The 16,670-nt window shown below is 71.1% G+C and carries 12 protein-coding genes; 1 reads left to right on the top strand and 11 read right to left on the bottom strand.

Translation table 11 applies throughout. The annotated features are described in order from the left end of the window. Window positions 1–6 precede the first annotated feature (6 nt). The 6 genes from guaB to ACQ3I4_RS06805 all read right to left on the bottom strand — a co-directional run bounded on the left by guaB (window position 7) and on the right by ACQ3I4_RS06805 (window position 7,261). A complete protein-coding gene (guaB, locus tag ACQ3I4_RS06830) occupies window positions 7–1,512 on the bottom strand; it encodes an IMP dehydrogenase (RefSeq protein WP_329860455.1) in 1,506 nt (501 codons plus the stop codon). A gap of 97 nt (window positions 1,513–1,609) precedes the next feature. Beyond that, entirely contained in the window at window positions 1,610–3,730 is a 2,121-nt protein-coding gene (locus ACQ3I4_RS06825) for an acyltransferase family protein (protein ID WP_329860456.1), read from the bottom strand. 119 nt (window positions 3,731–3,849) lie between these two features. Further along, window positions 3,850–5,460, bottom strand: a complete 1,611-nt coding sequence (gene groL / locus ACQ3I4_RS06820) for a chaperonin GroEL (protein ID WP_329860457.1) — start codon at window positions 5,458–5,460, stop codon at window positions 3,850–3,852. A 61-nt stretch (window positions 5,461–5,521) separates the two neighbouring features. Further along, window positions 5,522–5,818 carry a co-chaperone GroES gene (gene groES / locus ACQ3I4_RS06815; protein ID WP_329860459.1) on the bottom strand — a complete coding sequence of 99 codons (297 nt, stop codon included), beginning with the start codon at window positions 5,816–5,818 and terminating at the stop codon, window positions 5,522–5,524. 340 nt (window positions 5,819–6,158) lie between these two features. After that, window positions 6,159–6,644, bottom strand: coding sequence for a hypothetical protein (locus ACQ3I4_RS06810; RefSeq protein ID WP_430633184.1), 486 nt, complete (start codon window positions 6,642–6,644; stop codon window positions 6,159–6,161). Between the two features lie 20 nt (window positions 6,645–6,664). Beyond that, window positions 6,665–7,261, bottom strand: coding sequence for a hypothetical protein (locus ACQ3I4_RS06805; RefSeq protein WP_430633183.1), 597 nt, complete (start codon window positions 7,259–7,261; stop codon window positions 6,665–6,667). Between the two features lie 111 nt (window positions 7,262–7,372). On the opposite strand from ACQ3I4_RS06805, the gene ACQ3I4_RS06800 reads away from it, so the two are divergent. Next, on the top strand, window positions 7,373–8,614 hold the full coding sequence (locus ACQ3I4_RS06800) for a class I SAM-dependent methyltransferase (RefSeq protein WP_430633182.1): 1,242 nt from the start codon (window positions 7,373–7,375) through the stop codon (window positions 8,612–8,614). Window positions 8,615–9,261: 647 nt separating this feature from the next. Here ACQ3I4_RS06800 and ACQ3I4_RS06795 read toward each other — a convergent pair. The 5 genes from ACQ3I4_RS06795 to ACQ3I4_RS06775 all read right to left on the bottom strand — a co-directional run. Beyond that, window positions 9,262–10,224, bottom strand: coding sequence for a hypothetical protein (locus tag ACQ3I4_RS06795; protein WP_329860466.1), 963 nt, complete (start codon window positions 10,222–10,224; stop codon window positions 9,262–9,264). A gap of 317 nt (window positions 10,225–10,541) precedes the next feature. Further along, window positions 10,542–11,363, bottom strand: a complete 822-nt coding sequence (locus ACQ3I4_RS06790; RefSeq protein WP_329860467.1) for a shikimate 5-dehydrogenase — start codon at window positions 11,361–11,363, stop codon at window positions 10,542–10,544. Between the two features lie 58 nt (window positions 11,364–11,421). Beyond that, window positions 11,422–13,227 carry a glycoside hydrolase family 3 N-terminal domain-containing protein gene (locus ACQ3I4_RS06785; protein ID WP_430633181.1) on the bottom strand — a complete coding sequence of 602 codons (1,806 nt, stop codon included), beginning with the start codon at window positions 13,225–13,227 and terminating at the stop codon, window positions 11,422–11,424. Beyond that, window positions 13,224–14,300: a tRNA (adenosine(37)-N6)-threonylcarbamoyltransferase complex transferase subunit TsaD gene (tsaD, locus tag ACQ3I4_RS06780; protein WP_430633180.1), complete on the bottom strand. Its 1,077-nt coding sequence runs from the start codon at window positions 14,298–14,300 to the stop codon at window positions 13,224–13,226. Before tsaD ends, ACQ3I4_RS06785 begins: the two co-directional genes overlap by 4 nt. Before the next feature lie 171 nt (window positions 14,301–14,471). Beyond that, window positions 14,472–16,670: NPCBM/NEW2 domain-containing protein (locus ACQ3I4_RS06775; protein WP_430633179.1), on the bottom strand; the 2,199-nt coding region annotated here is incomplete at its 5' end.

Raw genomic sequence — 16,670 nt, 5'->3', positions numbered from 1 at the left:
GGAGTGCTACCGCGACCGGTAGTTCGGGGCCTCGACGGTCATCATGATGTCGTGCGGGTGGGACTCCTTGAGCCCGGCCGCGGTGATGCGGACGAACTTGCCCTTCGCCTTGAGCTCGGCGATGTCGCGCCCGCCGACGTAGAACATGGTCTGGCGAAGGCCGCCGACGAGCTGGTGGGCGACCGCGGAGAGCGGGCCGCGGTACGGGACCTGGCCCTCGATGCCCTCGGGGATCAGCTTCTCGTCGCTCGGCACGTCCGCCTGAAAGTAGCGGTCCTTGGAGTAGGAGGTGTTCTTGCCGCGCGTCTGCATGGCGCCGAGGGAGCCCATGCCACGGTAGGCCTTGAACTGCTTGCCGTTCATGAAGACCAGGTCGCCCGGGGACTCCGCGGTTCCGGCCAGCAGGGAGCCGAGCATCACGGAGTCGGCGCCGGCGACGAGGGCCTTGCCGATGTCGCCGGAGTGCTGCAGGCCGCCATCGGCGATGAGCGGCACGCCCGCGGGGATCGCGGCCTTGGCCGACTCGTAGATCGCGGTGACCTGCGGGACGCCCACGCCGGCGACGATGCGGGTGGTGCAGATGGAGCCCGGGCCCACGCCGACCTTGATGGCGTCGGCGCCCGCGTCGACGAGCGCCTGGGCGCCCTCGCGGGTCGCCGCCTGCCCGCCGATGATGTCGACGTGCGCCGAGGCGGAGTCCTTCTTCAGGCGCGCGATCATGTCCAGGACGCCCTGGCTGTGGCCGTTCGCGGTGTCCACGACGAGGACGTCGACGCCGGCATCCACGAGCGCCATCGCGCGGTCGTAGCCCTCGCCGAAGAAGCCCACGGCGGCGCCGACGCGGAGGCGGCCCTCGTCGTCCTTGGTGGCCAGCGGGTACTGCTCCGCCTTGTCGAAGTCCTTGACGGTGATGAGGCCCTGCAGGATCCCGGCGTCGTCGACGAGCGGGAGCTTCTCGATGCGGTGCTTGCCGAGCAGATCGATGACCTCCTCGCGGGAGACGCCGACCCGGGCGGTGACGAGCGGCATCGGGGTCATCTTCTCGTAGACCTTGGTGGTCAGGAACTCCTCGCGCGGCACGAACCGGGTGTCGCGGTTCGTGATGATGCCGAGCAGCTTGCGGTCCTCGTCCACGACGGGCAGCCCGGAGACGCGGTAGTGGCCGCAGAGGTCGTCGAGGTCCCGGAGGCTCGCGTCCGGGGCGATCGTCACGGGATCGGTGATCATCCCGGACTCGCTGCGCTTGACCTGGTCCACCTGGCGGGCCTGCTCGTCGATGGACAGGTTGCGGTGGATGATGCCGATGCCGCCCTGGCGCGCGAGCGCGATCGCCATGCCGGCCTCGGTGACGGTGTCCATGGCGGCGGAGAGCAGCGGGATGTTGATGTTGATGCGCTTGGTCAGGCGCGTCGTCGTGTCCGCCTCGGAAGGGATCACGTCCGTCGGGCCGGGCAGCAGGAGCACGTCGTCGTAGGTGAGGCCTTCGAAGGCAAAGGGATTGAACTCGGACACGGGGGGCCTTTCGCACACGGGGAGGAGTGACTACATCCTAGAACGCCCGCGCCGCGAACCCCATTCCGCGCCGGCGATGTGGGGAACGCGACAGCCCCTACCAGTCCAGCGCCTCCTTGAGCCGGCGCTCGAACACCGGGGCCGTCGTCGCGACGAACGTCTTGGTCAGGTGCGACTCGTCCATGTAGGCCAGGACGTTGCCGATGACGGGAGCGCACGTCCCGTCGACGCAGAGCTGGTCGGTCATGTCGAAGAAGGAGAGCTCGTCGGGCAGCTGCCCGTGGTCGACCTGCGACTCGAGCTCGTCGAGCGGGTTCACCGGGGCCATGAGCTCGTCGGTGCCGTGGGCGCAGGCCTCGGCGTCGGGGCCCTTCATGTCCACGCACTCGGGGACGTTGAACGTGAAGCGCGGGGTGTCGCGCATGCCGACGACCTGGATCCCCGCGTCGAGGAACGGGGCGACGCCCTCGAGATAGCCGGGGACGATCCGCTCGTTGTCCGCGGGCACGGAACCCTCCTCGCCGTTGCCGTGGTGGGCGGTCAGCGAGGCGACGGTGAGCACGGCGTCCGGGCGGTGGTCCAGGACGTACTGCGTGGCCGCGGCGTTGAAGTCGTTGCATTCGGCCTCCCGCTCCCCGCTCCCGGCGCCGAAGCGGCATGCGGGGCGCGTGACCAGGATCCAGGCCCAGTCGTTCTGGGCGGCGATCTCGTTCAGCGCCGTGGTCCAATGCTGGGCGTGCGAGTCCCCGACGACCATGACGGTCTTGGACGCGGTGGCCGGGTCGCCGGCGCTCTGGCAGTACTCCATCCGCGGGTCGGTGAGCGCGTACTCCCCCGTGCAGTCCCCTCCGAAGTTGGCCCACTGCTCGTTCATCTTGTTGGGCAGCGGCAGCACGACGGCGTCGGGGTCCGGCGCCTCCTCGTAGTCGCCGGCGAGCACGAGCGCCCCGGGGTTGTCCTGCGGGGTCTGCTCCTGGACCTTCTGCTCGAACGCGTCGACGCGCGTCTGCCAACCGGTGAGCGGCATGGCGACGAGCCCGATCATGACGGCGATGACGAGGCCCAGCCGGCGGCGGCGCTGGGTGGGCCAGCGCCAGGCGTGGAACGGGGTCTCGATGGCGCGGGTCGTGGCCCACGCGAGGGCGAGGGAGAGCGCGATGACGGCGGTGCCGCCGAGCGGGCCGGCCTCCTTGCGTCCGTCGACCGTGAGGTAGATGACGAGGATGGGCCAGTGCCACAGGTACAGGGCGTAGGAGATGTCGCCGAGGCGCGTGAGCGGGGCGGCGGAGAGCAGGCGGTCTACGCCGAAGCGGTGGCCCGTGGCGCCGGCGGAGATGATGAGCGCGGCGGCAAGCGTGGGCCACAACGCGATGTAGCCGGGGAACACGGCCTGGACGTTGAGCACGATCCCGCACGCGAGCATGGCCGCGAGGCCCATCCACCCCATCACGACGCGGACGGCCTGCGGGAGCCGCGAGGCCCAAGGCAGGACGACGACGAGCAGGGAGCCGAGCGCGAACTCCCACAACCGGGCGCGGGTGTCGAAGTAGGCCAGCGCCTGGTTCGTGTAGGTGACGTGGACGGAGTAGGCCAGGGACGCGGCGAACACGGCCCCGAACGCGGCCGCGAGCACGGGGCGGAAGCCGAGCGTCGGCCGCAGGCGGCGCAGGGCGGCCCAGGCCAGCGCGGCGGCCGCGAGGATCAGCGGCCAGAGGATGAAGACCTGCCCCTGGATGGACAACGACCAGAAGTGCTGCAGGGGGCTCGCGGTGGAGTGGTTGGCGGCGTAGTAGTCCACCGCCGCGTCGGCGAGGGTCCAGTTCTGGTAGTAGAACAGGCTGGACCACGTCTGCTCTGCGACGTCCTCCCAGCGCGTGCGCGGCAGGAGCGAGACGGTCGCGGCGAGGACCGCGAGGAGCACGACGATGGCCGCGGGCAGGAGGCCCCGGGCGCGGTTGAGCCAGTAGCCGAGGAGCTTGAGCGGCTTGCCGGCCTCGACCTTGTAGGTGAAGGAGACCGTGAGCAGGAAGGCCGAGATGAGCAGGAAGACGTCCACGCCGCCGGAGACGCGGCCGAGCCAGACGTGGTAGACCACGACCATGAGCACCGCGAACGCGCGCAGGCCCTGGACCTCGGGGCGGTAGGCCGGCTTTGCGACGGTCGCGGCGCCGGTGTTCGGCTCCCGCGTGCGGAGCCGTTCCTGGTGGCCGATGGCCATGCTGACTGGTCTTCCCGTAGACGACGAATGGACGGTCGAACCGGCATGCAACCGGCTCAACCGTCCATTCTACCAGCCTCCGTTACCAAACGGTGATCTTGGGAGGCTCCGGGCCACTCCTAGTGGTTGTGGCCGGCGTGCTCGTCGTCCTCTTCGGGCTTGTCGGAGACCAGGGTCTCCGTGGTCAGCACGAGGGCCGCGATCGAGGCGGCATTGCGCAGCGCCGACCGCGTGACCTTGACCGGGTCGATGATGCCCGCGGCCAGCAGGTCCTCGTAGACGCCCGTCTTGGCATTGAAGCCGTGGTTGACGTCCGACTCGGCGACCTTGGCGGCCACGACGTAGCCGTCGAAGCCGGCGTTCTGGGCGATCCAGCGCAGCGGCTGCACGAGCGCGCGGCGGACGATGCCCACCGCTGCGGCGGCGTCGCCCTCGAGCGCCTGGACGGCCGGATCGGTATCGAGCGCGGACAGGGCGTCCACGAGGGCGGTGCCGCCGCCGGCGACGATGCCCTCCTCGAGCGCGGCACGCGTCGCGGACACGGCGTCCTCGATGCGGTGCTTGCGCTCCTTGAGCTCGACCTCGGTCGCGGCACCGACCTTGATGACTCCGACGCCGCCGGAGAGCTTGGCGAGGCGCTCCTGCAGCTTCTCGCGGTCCCAGTCGGAGTCCGTGTTGGCGGACTCGGCCTTGAGCTGCGCGACACGGTCGGAGACGTCCTCGGCGGAGCCGTTGCCGTCCACGATCGTGGTGTTGTCCTTGGTCACGGTGATCCGGCGGGCGGAACCGAGCACCTCGGTGCCGACCTGGTCCAGCTTCAGGCCGAGGTCCGGGGAGACCACCTGGGCGCCGGTCAGGATCGCGATGTCCTGCATCATGGCCTTGCGGCGGTCGCCGAAGCCCGGGGCCTTCACGGCCACGACGTTCAGCGTGCCGCGCAGCTTGTTCACGACCAGGGTGGACAGGGCCTCGCCCTCGATGTCCTCCGCGATGATGAACAGCGGCTTCCCGGCCTGCAGCACCTTCTCCAGGAGCGGCAGGAACTCGGCCACCGTGGAGATCTTGCCGGAGTTGATCAGGATGACGGCGTCCTCGAGGACGGCCTCCTGGCGCTCCGGGTCGGTGACGAAGTGCGGGGACAGGTAGCCCTTGTCGAACTGCATGCCCTCGGTGATGGCCAGCTCGGTCTGCGTCGTGTTCGATTCCTCGATCGTGATGACACCCTCGGTGCCGACCTTGCCGAACGCCTCGGCCAGCAGTTCGCCGATCTCGTCGTTCTGGGCGGAGATCGCGGCGACGTTCGCGACGTCGCTGCCCTCGACGGGACGGGCGATCTCGGCCAGGCGGGCCGCGACGGCCTCGACGGAGGCCTCGATGCCGCGCTTGATCTCGCCCGGGGCCGCGCCGGCGGCCACATTGCGGAGGCCTTCCTTGACGAGGGCCTGGGCCAGGACGGTGGCGGTCGTGGTGCCGTCGCCGGCGACGTCGTTGGTCTTGGTGGCGACTTCCTTGGCCAGCTGCGCGCCGAGGTTCTCGTAGGCGTCCTCGAGCTCGATCTCGCGGGCGATCGTCACGCCGTCGTTGGTGATGGTCGGCGCGCCCCACTTCTTGTCCAGGACCACGTTGCGGCCGCGGGGGCCGAGGGTGACCTTGACGGTGTTGGCGAGCTTGTCGATGCCGGCCTCGAGCGCCTTGCGGGCGTCGTCGTTGAAAATAAGCTGCTTTGCCATGCTCAAACTCCTTGCTGACTGCGTGAAGCCCCGGCCGGGGCCGGGGCTTCACACGGGGAAACTACTTGACGACGATGGCCAGCACGTCGCGGGCGGAGAGCACCAGGTACTCGGTGCCGCCGACCTTGACCTCGGTTCCGCCGTACTTGGAGTAGATGACGACGTCGCCCTCGGCGACGTCGACCGGCACGCGGTTGCCGTTGTCGTCGACGCGGCCGGGGCCCACGGCCACGACCTTGCCCTCCTGGGGCTTCTCCTTGGCGGTGTCGGGAATGACCAGTCCGGATGCGGTGGTCTGTTCGGCCTCGAGCGGCTGAACGACAATACGATCCTCGAGGGGCTTGATGGAGACCGACATGCGGCTCGCTCCTTTGCATGAGTTACCAATGGATAAGGGGGCCGTTGGGTTGGACCAACCGTCGTCGCGGTGCCAGCTGGCAAGTACCTCAGGCTTTAGCACCCGGACGGGCCGAGTGCTAATGAAGACTCTATGAGCTGGCTGGCACTCGGTCAAGGCGAGTGCCAACACGCCGTCGCACGAAGCATCACGGGCCGCCGTCTCCGCGTTTTCCGAAACGCCTCCGCCACACTGCGGCCATCCGACGAATCGCCGTCCAATGGACGACGATTCGTCGACTTTCGGAAGTTCGCCGGGCCAGTCCTGCCTGGGTGGGGCGACGCCTGTCGGCGCGGCCCCGTCAGCCGCGACGCCGGCGTTGGCGGAACACGCCGTACGCTCCCGCGCAGATCGCCGCGAGCGAGACGACGACGGCCACGATGAATCCTCCCAGCGGCACCGCGAGCAGTTCACGGGCCAAAGCGCCGTCAATCCCGGAGCCGAGGTAGTCGATCCCGGCCTGCATCGACGTCCCGGCGACGATTCCCTGCAGGAGGGCAGCGGCCACGAGGCCGAGCGCGGCGATCGTTCCCACGGCCATCCCGGCGTAGAGCAGCACGCGGAACGCCACTCCGGACGCCCCCACGCTGCTGGGGGCCTCGTCCTCGGCGCGCGTCGCCTCGACGGCCTCGGGAAAGCGCCCGAGCAGGCCGGCGTCCTCGTCCGGTTCCCCGACCCCGACCGCAGCGTCGGCCGGCGCACCGGGGGCGGCCCCGCCGTCGTCCTCCGAGGGCAGGGCGGAAGCCCCTTGAGCGTGCGTCGGCCCCACGGCCGGATCCTGGTCCACGCTCCCACCGTACCCGCCGTCTAGTGCAGCTGCAGGGCGAGGCCGATCTCCCGGGTCATGGTCCGCCACACGTGGCCGGAGTGCGTCGCCTGCACCTTCATCTCCCCGGACGTGATCCGGCCGATCGCATGGTGCCCCGAGGCGCCCGCGATGGACTGCGCACCGAGGGCCGGAAGCGCACCGGAGGTCGGGCGGGAGCGGACCACCACGTTGGGCCGGAAGCCGCCGACCCGTACCTCGAGCGCGGTCAGGCGGGGCCGGTCTTGGCGCTCACGGCGTCCCGCCCGGCCCCGGGCGGCCGGTGCCGGCTCCGGCGTCGTCATCGCCCGGCGCGTCGATCCCCTCGAGCGCGGACGAGCAGTCCTCGGCCGCCTGCGCCAGGTCCCCGACGATCGTGTTGACATACTGCTGCACGGCGTCTGCGCGTTCTCCATCATCGCCTCGTCGCCCTGCTCGAAGGCCGGCACGGCCGACTCCATCCCGTTCACGGCGTTGTCGATGCGGGTCTCGGCGACTTCGGCCTGCAAGGCGATGAGGTCGTTCCACACCGAGGACAAGGCCGTGGTGACGGCCCGCATCGTGGCCGCCGCCATGAACTCGGTCAGGTCCGCATGCATCGTCTCCCGCTTCGGGATCCCTCCGCCGGGCAATCCATCGTCAAACGATTGGATCCCGCTCTGGGGAGGACTCCCCAGGGCGGCCAACGCCCAGACGCTAGGGTTGAACCCATGCCTGCCGCACCCTCCGTGGAAGACCTCGCGCCCGTCCTCTCCCCCGAGGGCTTCGCCCTGCTCAACGGCCTGCCCGAGGGGGCCGCCGCCACCGAGGACGCCGCGCTCGCGCTCAACCTGCGGCTTCGCAAGGAGGGGCACTCGCCGGAGCTCGCGACCGCCGTCGTGCACCAGGCCCGGATGCGCGCCCTCGCCGCGGCCAAGCTCGGTCCCTTCGCCGCGCACATGATCCTCACGCGCGCCGGGCTCGAGCAGGCGACGCGGCTGAACGTCGCGGCCCTGCACGCGCGGCGCTTCACGACGGCGGGCGTGCGGCGCGTCGCGGACCTGGGCTGCGGGCTGGGCTCGGACGCGATGGCCATGGCCTCGCTCGAGCTGGACGTCACGGCGGTCGAGCTGGATCCCGTGACCGCGGCCGCGGCGACCGTGAACCTCATGCCCTGGCCGAACGCGCGCGTCGTCAACGCCGACGCGACGGCGTTCGAGCTGGACGGCTTCGACGGCGTGTGGCTGGACCCGGCACGGCGCACCACCACGACGTCCGGGACCGCGCGGATCTTCGACCCCGAGGCCTTCAGCCCGCCCCTGTCCTTCGTGGAGGCGCTCGCGGACCGCGGGCTCGCGGTCGGCGTGAAGCTGGGGCCGGGGCTGCCGCACGAGTCGGTCCCCGGCGGGTGCGAGGCCCAATGGGTCTCCGTCGACGGCGACGTCACGGAAGCGGCCTTGTGGTTCGGTCCGCTCGCCCGCCCGGGTGTGCGGCGCTCGGCCCTCGTGGTGCGTTCCGGCGGCTCCGCGGAGCTGACGAGCGCCGAGGAGTACGACGCCGGTGCCTCCGCCCGCGGCGAGGTCCCCCTCGGCGACGTGGCCGGGTTCCTCTACGAACCCGACGGAGCCGTGATCCGGGCCGGGCTCGTGGCCGAGGCCCTGGAACGGGTCGGCGGACACCTGCTGGATCCGCACATCGCCTACTTCTGCGCGCCGGAACGCGTCGAGAGCCCGTTCGCCCGGGCCTACCGCGTCCTGGCCGTGCACCCCTACAACCTCAAGGCCCTGCGCGCATGGGTGAAGTCGGAGCGGATCGGGGCGCTGGACATCAAGAAGCGCGGGATGGACGTGACACCCGAGGAACTGCGGCGCGTGCTGCTCGCCGGCAGCGGGAAGAAGAACAGGAAGAAGGCCACCCTCGTGCTGACACGGATCGGCGAGCGCCGCGTGGCGATCGAGGTCGAGCCGGTCTGAGGCGCCCTGCCGCCCCGCCGTCTCGACCCCTTGGCGTCTCAGCCTGATCGGCGTCTCGGCCCCTCGGCGTGTCAGCCCCTCGGCGTCTCGGCCCCTCGACGTGTCAGCCCCTCGACGTGTCAGCCCCTCGGCGTCTCGGAGATCCCGGCGCTCGGAAACGCGTGTGCGGATAGTGCGATTGGGACGCCTTGGACACCGCATCATCCGCCCACGCGTTGGCCGGGCCCCAAGCAACCACCGGCCCGGCGTGCGCGGGCTCCACCCACGAGACACCCCATGGCCCCGGCCACCTCGGCGTCTCGGCGATCACGGCGCCCCACCATGTCGCACCCCTGGCGTCTCGGAGTTCATGGCGCGTGGAAACGCGTGTGCGAATATTGCGATTGGGACGCCTTGGACACCGCATCATCCGCCCACGCGTTGGCCGGGCGGACAGGCCGCACCGCCGTAGTCCGAGCCGCCGGCATCATCTGCCCACGCGTTGGCCACGCCACAAGCGACTACCGGCCCGGCGTGCGCGGGCTCCACCCACGAGACACCCCATGGCCCCGGCCATCGCGGCGTCTCGGCGATCACGACATCTCGGCCCCGGCCACCTCGGCGTCTCGACACTCACGGCACCTCGGTGCCGACGAACTGCGTGGACCTCAGGCGTTGCCGGCGCCCAGTCCACCCTGACGCTCGAGAGCGCGGACCAGCCGCTGCAGGAACTCGGCACGTCCGGCGTCGGTCAGGATGGCCCGGTCAGCTTTGACTGTGGTCCACCCGTGGGCTTCGAAGGCGAAGTCGCGCTTGATGTCCTTCCCGATCTGGTCGAGCTCACCGTGGTGCCGGCCTTCGTACTGGATGGCGATCCGCAGTACCGGATACTGGAGATCGGGCACGATCTCACTACCGTCCGGCAGCAGGACGGGTAGATTGACGATCGGCTCCGGAAAACCTGCACTCACAATGATTTGCCGGAGGATCGATTCCGGCCGGGAGTCGACGCGTTCCCGCAGCAGTCCGAGAGCTTCCCGAGCAACACGGATGCCGCCCAGGTTCTTGCGGCGTTGCAGCACGCCCCGCAGTTCCGTGATCGACGACATCGGGTGCCGCTCCAGCTGGCCGGCCACGCGATTGGGTCCGTCGGCCCGCTGCAACAGGGAGTCTCCGGCAACGACCAGCTCTTGAAGGCTGAACCCCAGGGCAGCGAGGTCCGTCCATGTCCAGGCCGGCGATGTCAGGCGCATCCCATAGACGTTCCGGACATCCGCATCGGTCAGCGGGGCGCGATGTCCGATGACTCCACGCCGTCGTGGGGCCGCGGCCGTTCCGCTCCGCCGGGTCAGATGGATGGGCTCGACGCCTTCCCGCGACTGTTCCAGCCACATACCCCAGGCCACCGCGGCGCTCGTATGGCTGAGATACGTCTCGCCGTGGAGCTGCGAGTAGGCTGCGAAGAACTCGCGGACGTCAGGTTCAGCCTCCGTATTGATGCGCAGGCCGCGGCTGGGAACGTCGTATCGATCGGCGCGCAGCTGGGAACGGCTCGCCCCCTTGCCCAAGGCCTCATTCCGCAGGAACGCGGACTTGCGCGCAATCAGCGGGACGCGTTTCGGCGTGGGCATGGATCCATGGTGCCGGGATTCCCGCGATCCCGCCGACGTTATCCACAGGCGCCCACGCCCGGACACCACGCTCAGCGCCGCCCGCCAACGCGTGGGCGGATAGTGCGGATCCCTCGGCCATCGAACAGCACCAACTGCCCACGCGTTGAGGATTGCAGGCGTCCAAAGCGGGCGGGCCAACGCATTGCGGACTGCCCAGGCGCGGGCGCCGTTCACCCGTCTGGAGTAGATGGGCCCACGCGTTGGGGGCTACCCGCGCGCTCGAAGCGGGCGGGGCTACGCGTTGGGGACCGCCCATGCTTCAGGAGTGAGAGGGCCTACGCGTCCGCGGAGCGCATGAAGGCCTCGGCCTCGGCGATCTGCCCGGGCGTCGGCGTGATGCCCGTGTAGAGCACGAACTGCTCGAGCGCCTGCAGCGTCATGACCTGCCCTCCCGTGATGACCGTCTTGCCCAGCTCGCGGCCGGCCGCGACGAGCGGCGTCTCCGACGGCACGGCGACCACGTCGAACACGGCGTCGGCGGCCTCGATCTGGGCGCGGGTAAAGGACAACTGCCCTTCACCCGATCCCCCGTCCATGCCCACGGGGGTGACGTTGACGAGGAGGCGGGCTCCGGCGTCGTACTCGGGGACCCATTCGAAGCCGTACTGCCCCGCGAGCGCCCGCCCCGCGGCCTCGTTGCGGGCCACGAGCTGCACGCGCCCGAACCCGGCGTCGCGCAGCGCGGCCACGGTCGCCTTCGCCATCCCGCCCGATCCGCGCAAGGCCACCGGTGTGTCGACGTCGATCCCGCTCTCGGCCAGGAGCTGCGCCACGGCGGCGTAGTCGGTGTTGTGGGCCGTGAGCACTCCGGAGTCGTTGACGATCGTGTTCACGGAGTCGATGGCCGCGGCGGAGGGTGCAAGGTGGTCCACGAGCGCAATCACGTCCTCCTTATATGGCATGGAGACGGCGCATCCGCGGATACCCAGCCCGCGCACGCCCGCGATCGCCTGCGCGAGGTCCGTCGGGGCGAACGCCTTGTAGATCCAGTTCAGGCCCAGCTGCCCGTAGAGGTGGTTGTGGAAGCGCGTGCCGTTGTTGCTGGGGCGCGCCGACAGCGAGATGCACAGGGTCATGTCTTTGTTCAGGATGGGCATGGTGCCAAGCCTAGTGTCCGGGGACCCCGCTCCGCGGAGTACGACGACGGGGCCCGGCTCACGGGCACGTGCTGTGGCCGAGCGGGTGGTCCCCGACGGCGACGGGCAGCGTGCCCGGGGCCGCCGCCCCACCGGTGAGGACCTCGACGAGCGCGGTGAAGGACTCCGGCGAGCGGCCGAAGAGGGCGATCTCCGCGGTGCGCCCGGTGGAGCGCGCGAGGCCCCACGGCGCGTCGAGCGCGACGACGACGTCGCCGTTGCCGGTGCTCGATCCCGCGCCGAGGAGCGTGACGACATCGCCCGCCCCAAGGCGCAGACCGGCCTCGCGGGCCGCGGCGGCGAGGCGGTCGCGGTCCTCCGCCCGGCCGCCGACGATCTGGATCGCCTCGCCGACCAAGGGAGCCCCGCACTCCCCCTCGACCTGTGTCACCGCGGCGCGGGCGGCTTCGAGGGCGACGGCGTGGGCCGTCCGGGAGGCCGGCGCCGCGGACGACGCACCGGAGGAATCCCCGGCCGCCGAGCCTTCGGCGCCGGCGTCCCCCGCGAGCCGCTCCTGCCACATCATGAGCGCGACGACGCGTACGGCGGCCTCGTCGAGCCGCGCCTCGTCGAGCTCTCCGGCTTCGATGGCGTCGACGACGGCGGCGTGGGCCCGCCGGGAGTCGGAGGGCATGAGCAACAGGTCGGCACCCGCGGCGAGCGCCCCGACGGCCGCCGTCCCCCCGGGCGCGGACTGCTCCACGGCGCCCATGTTCAGGGCATCGGTCACAACGACGCCCTCGAAGCCGAGTCCGCGCAGGGCCTCGTAGTTGGCGGCGGACAAGGACGACGGCACGCCGGGGTCGAGGTCCGCGACGGCGATGTGCCCCATCATGACCATCGGCGCCCCGGCCTCGGCCGCGCGGGCGAACGGCACCCAGTCGCGGGCGGCGAGCTCCTCCGCCGTGGCGTCCTGGACGGGCAGGCCCACATGGGAATCGGTGGTCACGGAGCCGTGCCCCGGAAAGTGCTTGACGGCGGGCAGCACGCCCGCGGACAGGGCGCCCTCGACGGCGGCCACGGCGTGTTCGGCGACCGTGTCCGCGTCGGAGGAGAAGGACCGCGCGCCGATCACGGGGTCGGCGGGTCCGATCGTCACGTCGGCGTCGGGCGAGAAGTTCATCGTGAATCCGAGCGCTGCGAGCTCGGCGTCCATCGCGGCCTGCGCGCGGCCGGTCAGCGCCGGGTCGCCCGCGGCGCCGAAGGCCATGGGCGTCGGCCACTCGACGAGCGGGGCCTTGAGCCGGGCGACGAGGCCGCCTTCCTGGTCCACGCCAACGATCCCGGGCCAGTCCCGGCCGGTGGTCAGCACGTCCTGGAATGCGGCGATGGTCTCGGCGAGCTCGTCCGTGTCGACGCCGCTCGCGCCTCCTTCGGCCCCTTCACCGGCCGCGCCGCCTCCCGCTGCACCGCCCGCGGAGAGGGGCACGTTGTCGCCCATGATGATGACGCCTCCGAGGTGGAGCTCGGCGGCGCGCTCGAGCTCTGCGGCCGGGTCCACGCCGGAGTAGAACCCCACGAGGACCTGCCCGGCCTTCTCCTCCAGGCTCATGGCCGCCACGGCGTTGCCTGCCGCCTCGACGTCGTCCTCGAGCGGTCCCCAGCTCGTCCTCGCGGGTTCGGGCGGGGCGGTGGAGGACGACGCCGGGGCCGGACTCGAGCCGTCCGGTTCCGGGACCGCTGGCGTGCAGGAGGCGAGGAGTGCCACCGCGGCGACGGCCGCCGTCAGCCGGAGGATCGCGGGAGGCGTCCTCCGCGCCGGCGGCCGGCCGGAGCGAGGTGGGGTGTCGGCGCGCAGCATCGCCGGGGTGGAGGGGCGGTTCACGAAGCGGCCAGGCTGATCCGCTGGACGGGCTGGCCGGAATCGCTCGCGAAGCCGAGCCCGCTGGGGGCCACTCCGTCGGCGACGAGCCGGGCCGCGAGGGCGGCGACCATGGCCCCGTTGTCCGTGCAGAGGCTGGGCTTGGGGATGCGCAGGGCGATTCCCGCCGACGCGCAGCGGGCCGCAAGGAGCTCCCGGAGCCGGGAGTTCGCGGCCACTCCCCCGCCGAGCAGGAGGTTCTCCAGGCCGTGCTCCCTGCACGCGGTGACGGCCTTGGAGGTGACCACGTCCACGACGGCCTCCTGGAAGCTCGCGGCGATGTCCGCCGTCGGAATCTCCAGCCCGCGGACCTCGTACTGCTCGACGCACCGGGACACGGCGGTCTTCAGGCCGGAGAAGGAAAAGTCGTAGCGGTGCTTGCCGGGCGCCTCCGGCGTGCCGACGAACTTGGGGAGCGTGAGCCCGCGCGGGAAGCGGACGGCCTTGCCGTTTCCCTCCTTCGCGAGCCGGTCGATCACGGGCCCGCCCGGGTAGCCGAGGCCGAGCAGCCGCGCGACCTTGTCGTACGCCTCGCCCGCCGCGTCGTCGATGGTCGCGCCGAGCAGTTCGACGTCGCTCGTGAGGCTGTTGATCTTGAGGATCTCGGTGTGGCCGCCGGAGACGAGCAGGGCCCCGAGCCTGGGGGGCAGTTCGCCGCCGTCGAGCACGCCGACGCCGACGTGGGCGACGAGGTGGTTGATCGCGTAGAGCGGCTTGCCGGTGGCCAGGGCGAGGGCCTTGGCGGCGGCGACGCCGACCATGAGCGCGCCGGACAGGCCGGGGCCGGAGGTGACGGCCAGGGCGTCGACCTCCTCGAGCGTGACCCCTGCGGTGCGCAGGGCCTCGCTGAGCGTGGGGATGATCGCGTCGAGGTGCGCGCGCGAGGCGATCTCCGGGATGACTCCGCCGAAGCGCACGTGCTGGTCCATCGACGAACTGACCGTGTTCGCGAGCAGCTCCGTCCCGCGGACGATGCCGACGCCGGTCTCGTCGCAGGAGGATTCGATGCCTAGGACCAAGGGAGCTGCGGACGTCATGGTTTCAAGTCTAGGGCGCCGCGACAACGCCGGAATTCCTCGTCGGCGACACGGCGGTGTGGAAGGTTGCCCAGTTCCCGGACCAGCGGCCCGGCGTGTCGGTGGGACACGCCGGGCCACATCGGCCTAGGCCCTGGAGAACCGGGAAGGTCTTCGCGCGGCCCGTCGCGCCTACGGTGTCTGGCGCAGGACGGCCACGTCGCCGGAGTGCCAGTTCGCCGTCAGCAGCTCCAGCACCCCGTCCGCGTCCAGGTCCGCGGCGTGGACCGCGAAGGGCGTGAGCCCGACCGGCGCGCTGAGCGGTTCGGCGTAGCCGCCCGAGCCGGTGCCGAACAGCACGGTCAGGCTCGTCGGCGTCGACCCGTTGGGGTAGTTGCCGTGGGTGTTGGCGGTGACGATGTCCAGCACCCCGTCCCCGTCCAGGTCGGCGACGGCCGCGGCCTTCGGGTGCGGTCCGACGTCGTGGAACACCGTGTCCGCGAAGGTCCCGTCCGCGCGGCCCGCCAGGATGCCGACGACGTTGCCGATCTCCGCCGTGACCAGTAGGTCCGGAATCCCGTCGCCCGTGAGCTCGACGAGCTGCAGGTTGTGCGGACCCAGCCCCGACCAATACTCGACGGGGGCCGCGAAGCCTCCTTCCCCATCGTTCAACAGGACGGTCACCCGGTTGGATCCGTAGGCCGCCACCGCCAGGTCCAACTGCCCGTCCTGGTTGAAATCGGACGAGACGAGCGAGTGTCCCGCGTTGCCCGCCGGGAAGAACGCCGGCTCGCCGAGCTCCCCGTCGCCGAGACCCGGCAGGAGCGCCGCGTCGTCGCCGCCCCAGCAGGCCACGGCCACGTCCAGCACGCCGTCCCCGTCGAAGTCGGCGACCTCTACCTCGTGCGGGCGCAGGCAGGCCGCGTACGTGACGGCCTCCGCGAACGTGCCGTCCCCGGCACCGAGGAACACCGCGACGTCGTCGCCGACGGTCGAGTCCTGGTTGGCCGTGACGAGGTCCAGCGTCCCGTTACCGTCGAGGTCCACGACCGCGGCGTACTTCGGGAAGCTGCCGGGTCCCGTCGAGTAGCGGGTCGGGGCCGCGAACGTCCCGTCCCCGTTGCCGCGGGCGACCGCCACCGCGTCGAGTCCGGCGACCGCCGCCACGACGTCGAGGACGCCGTCGCCGTCGAGGTCCGCCGTTGTCACCGAGTGCGTGTTCGCACCTGTCGCCACCGGCGCCAAGGTCTCGACGAACCAACCGGGGTCGCCCGGCTCGGTCGGATCAGTGGGATCGGTCGGGTCCGTCGGGTCCGTCGGATCAGTGGGATCCGTCGGGTCAGTGGGATCCGTCGGATCAGTGGGATCCGTCGGGTCAGTGGGATCCGTCGGGTCAGTGGGATCCGTCGGGTCCGTCGGGTCCGTCGGATCAGTGGGATCCGTCGGGTCCGTCGGGTCGGTCGGATCCGTGGGATCCGTCGGGTCGGTCGGATCCGTGGGATCCGTCGGGTCCGTGGGATCCGTCGGATCGGTCGGATCGGTCGGATCGGTCGGATCGACGGCGCCGCAGTCGACGCGTGCGCTGCCCCATGAGGCGTGGTCCCACCAGTCGTTGTCGCCCGCATTGGTGACCTCGAGCGTCAACCGGTCGACCCCGGTGATGTCCACCGACAGCCCCACTCCGTCATCCGAACCGGTCAACACCCCGGTCTCCTCCAGCAGCTCCCCGTCGCCGAGGACCCGGAAGACCACCGAGCCATTGGAACCGACCTCGTCGTCCACACCCACCACCGCGGAGAACACCGCGCATTGGCCGCCCAGGAGCACCGACACCGAGCTCGCCGCATGCACGCCCAGCCCCCGTTCATGGACGGCGCCCCCGATACTGATGGGCCCGCCGTCGCCGGCCTGGGCGTCGCCGTTGGACTGGTCCAGTTCGACCGGCCCGTAACCATTGGACACGTCGATCAGCTCCAGCTCGGAGACCCACGCCGACTCCGCCGGCTCGCCCGGGTCCGTGGGATCCGTCGGGTCGGTCGGATCCGTGGGATCCGTCGGGTCCGTGGGATCCGTCGGATCGGTCGGATCGGTCGGATCGACGGCGCCGCACTCGACGCGTGCGCTGCCCCATGAGGCGTGGTCCCACCAGTCGTTGTCGCCCGCATTGGTGACCTCGAGCGTCAACCGGTCGACCCCAGTGATGTCCACCGACAGCCCCACTCCGTCATCCGAACCGGTCAACACCCCGGTCTCCTCCAGCAGCTCCCCGTCGCCGAGGACCCGGAAGACCACCGAGCCATTGGAACCGACCTCGTCGTCCACACCCACCACCGCGGAGAACACCGCGCATTGGCCGCCCAGGAGCACCGACACCGAGCTCGCCGCATGCAC

Source organism: Zafaria sp. Z1313, from assembly GCF_050563205.1.
In the GTDB taxonomy this organism is placed as follows: Bacteria; Actinomycetota; Actinomycetes; order Actinomycetales; family Micrococcaceae; genus JAZDCJ01.
The sequence above is the reverse complement of the archived record's forward strand: the minus strand, read 5'-3'. Positions and strand labels throughout refer to the sequence as shown.

Coding starts and splice junctions, on each gene's coding strand:
- tsaD (WP_430633180.1), bottom strand. CDS start 14,300: ATGACGTCCGCAGCTCCCTTGGTCCTAGGCATCGAATCCTCCTGCGAC.
- groES (WP_329860459.1), bottom strand. CDS start 5,818: ATGTCGGTCTCCATCAAGCCCCTCGAGGATCGTATTGTCGTTCAGCCG.
- ACQ3I4_RS06805 (WP_430633183.1), bottom strand. CDS start 7,261: ATGCATGCGGACCTGACCGAGTTCATGGCGGCGGCCACGATGCGGGCC.
- ACQ3I4_RS06790 (WP_329860467.1), bottom strand. CDS start 11,363: ATGCCCATCCTGAACAAAGACATGACCCTGTGCATCTCGCTGTCGGCG.
- ACQ3I4_RS06800 (WP_430633182.1), top strand. CDS start 7,373: ATGCCTGCCGCACCCTCCGTGGAAGACCTCGCGCCCGTCCTCTCCCCC.
- ACQ3I4_RS06825 (WP_329860456.1), bottom strand. CDS start 3,730: ATGGCCATCGGCCACCAGGAACGGCTCCGCACGCGGGAGCCGAACACC.
- ACQ3I4_RS06795 (WP_329860466.1), bottom strand. CDS start 10,224: ATGCCCACGCCGAAACGCGTCCCGCTGATTGCGCGCAAGTCCGCGTTC.
- groL (WP_329860457.1), bottom strand. CDS start 5,460: ATGGCAAAGCAGCTTATTTTCAACGACGACGCCCGCAAGGCGCTCGAG.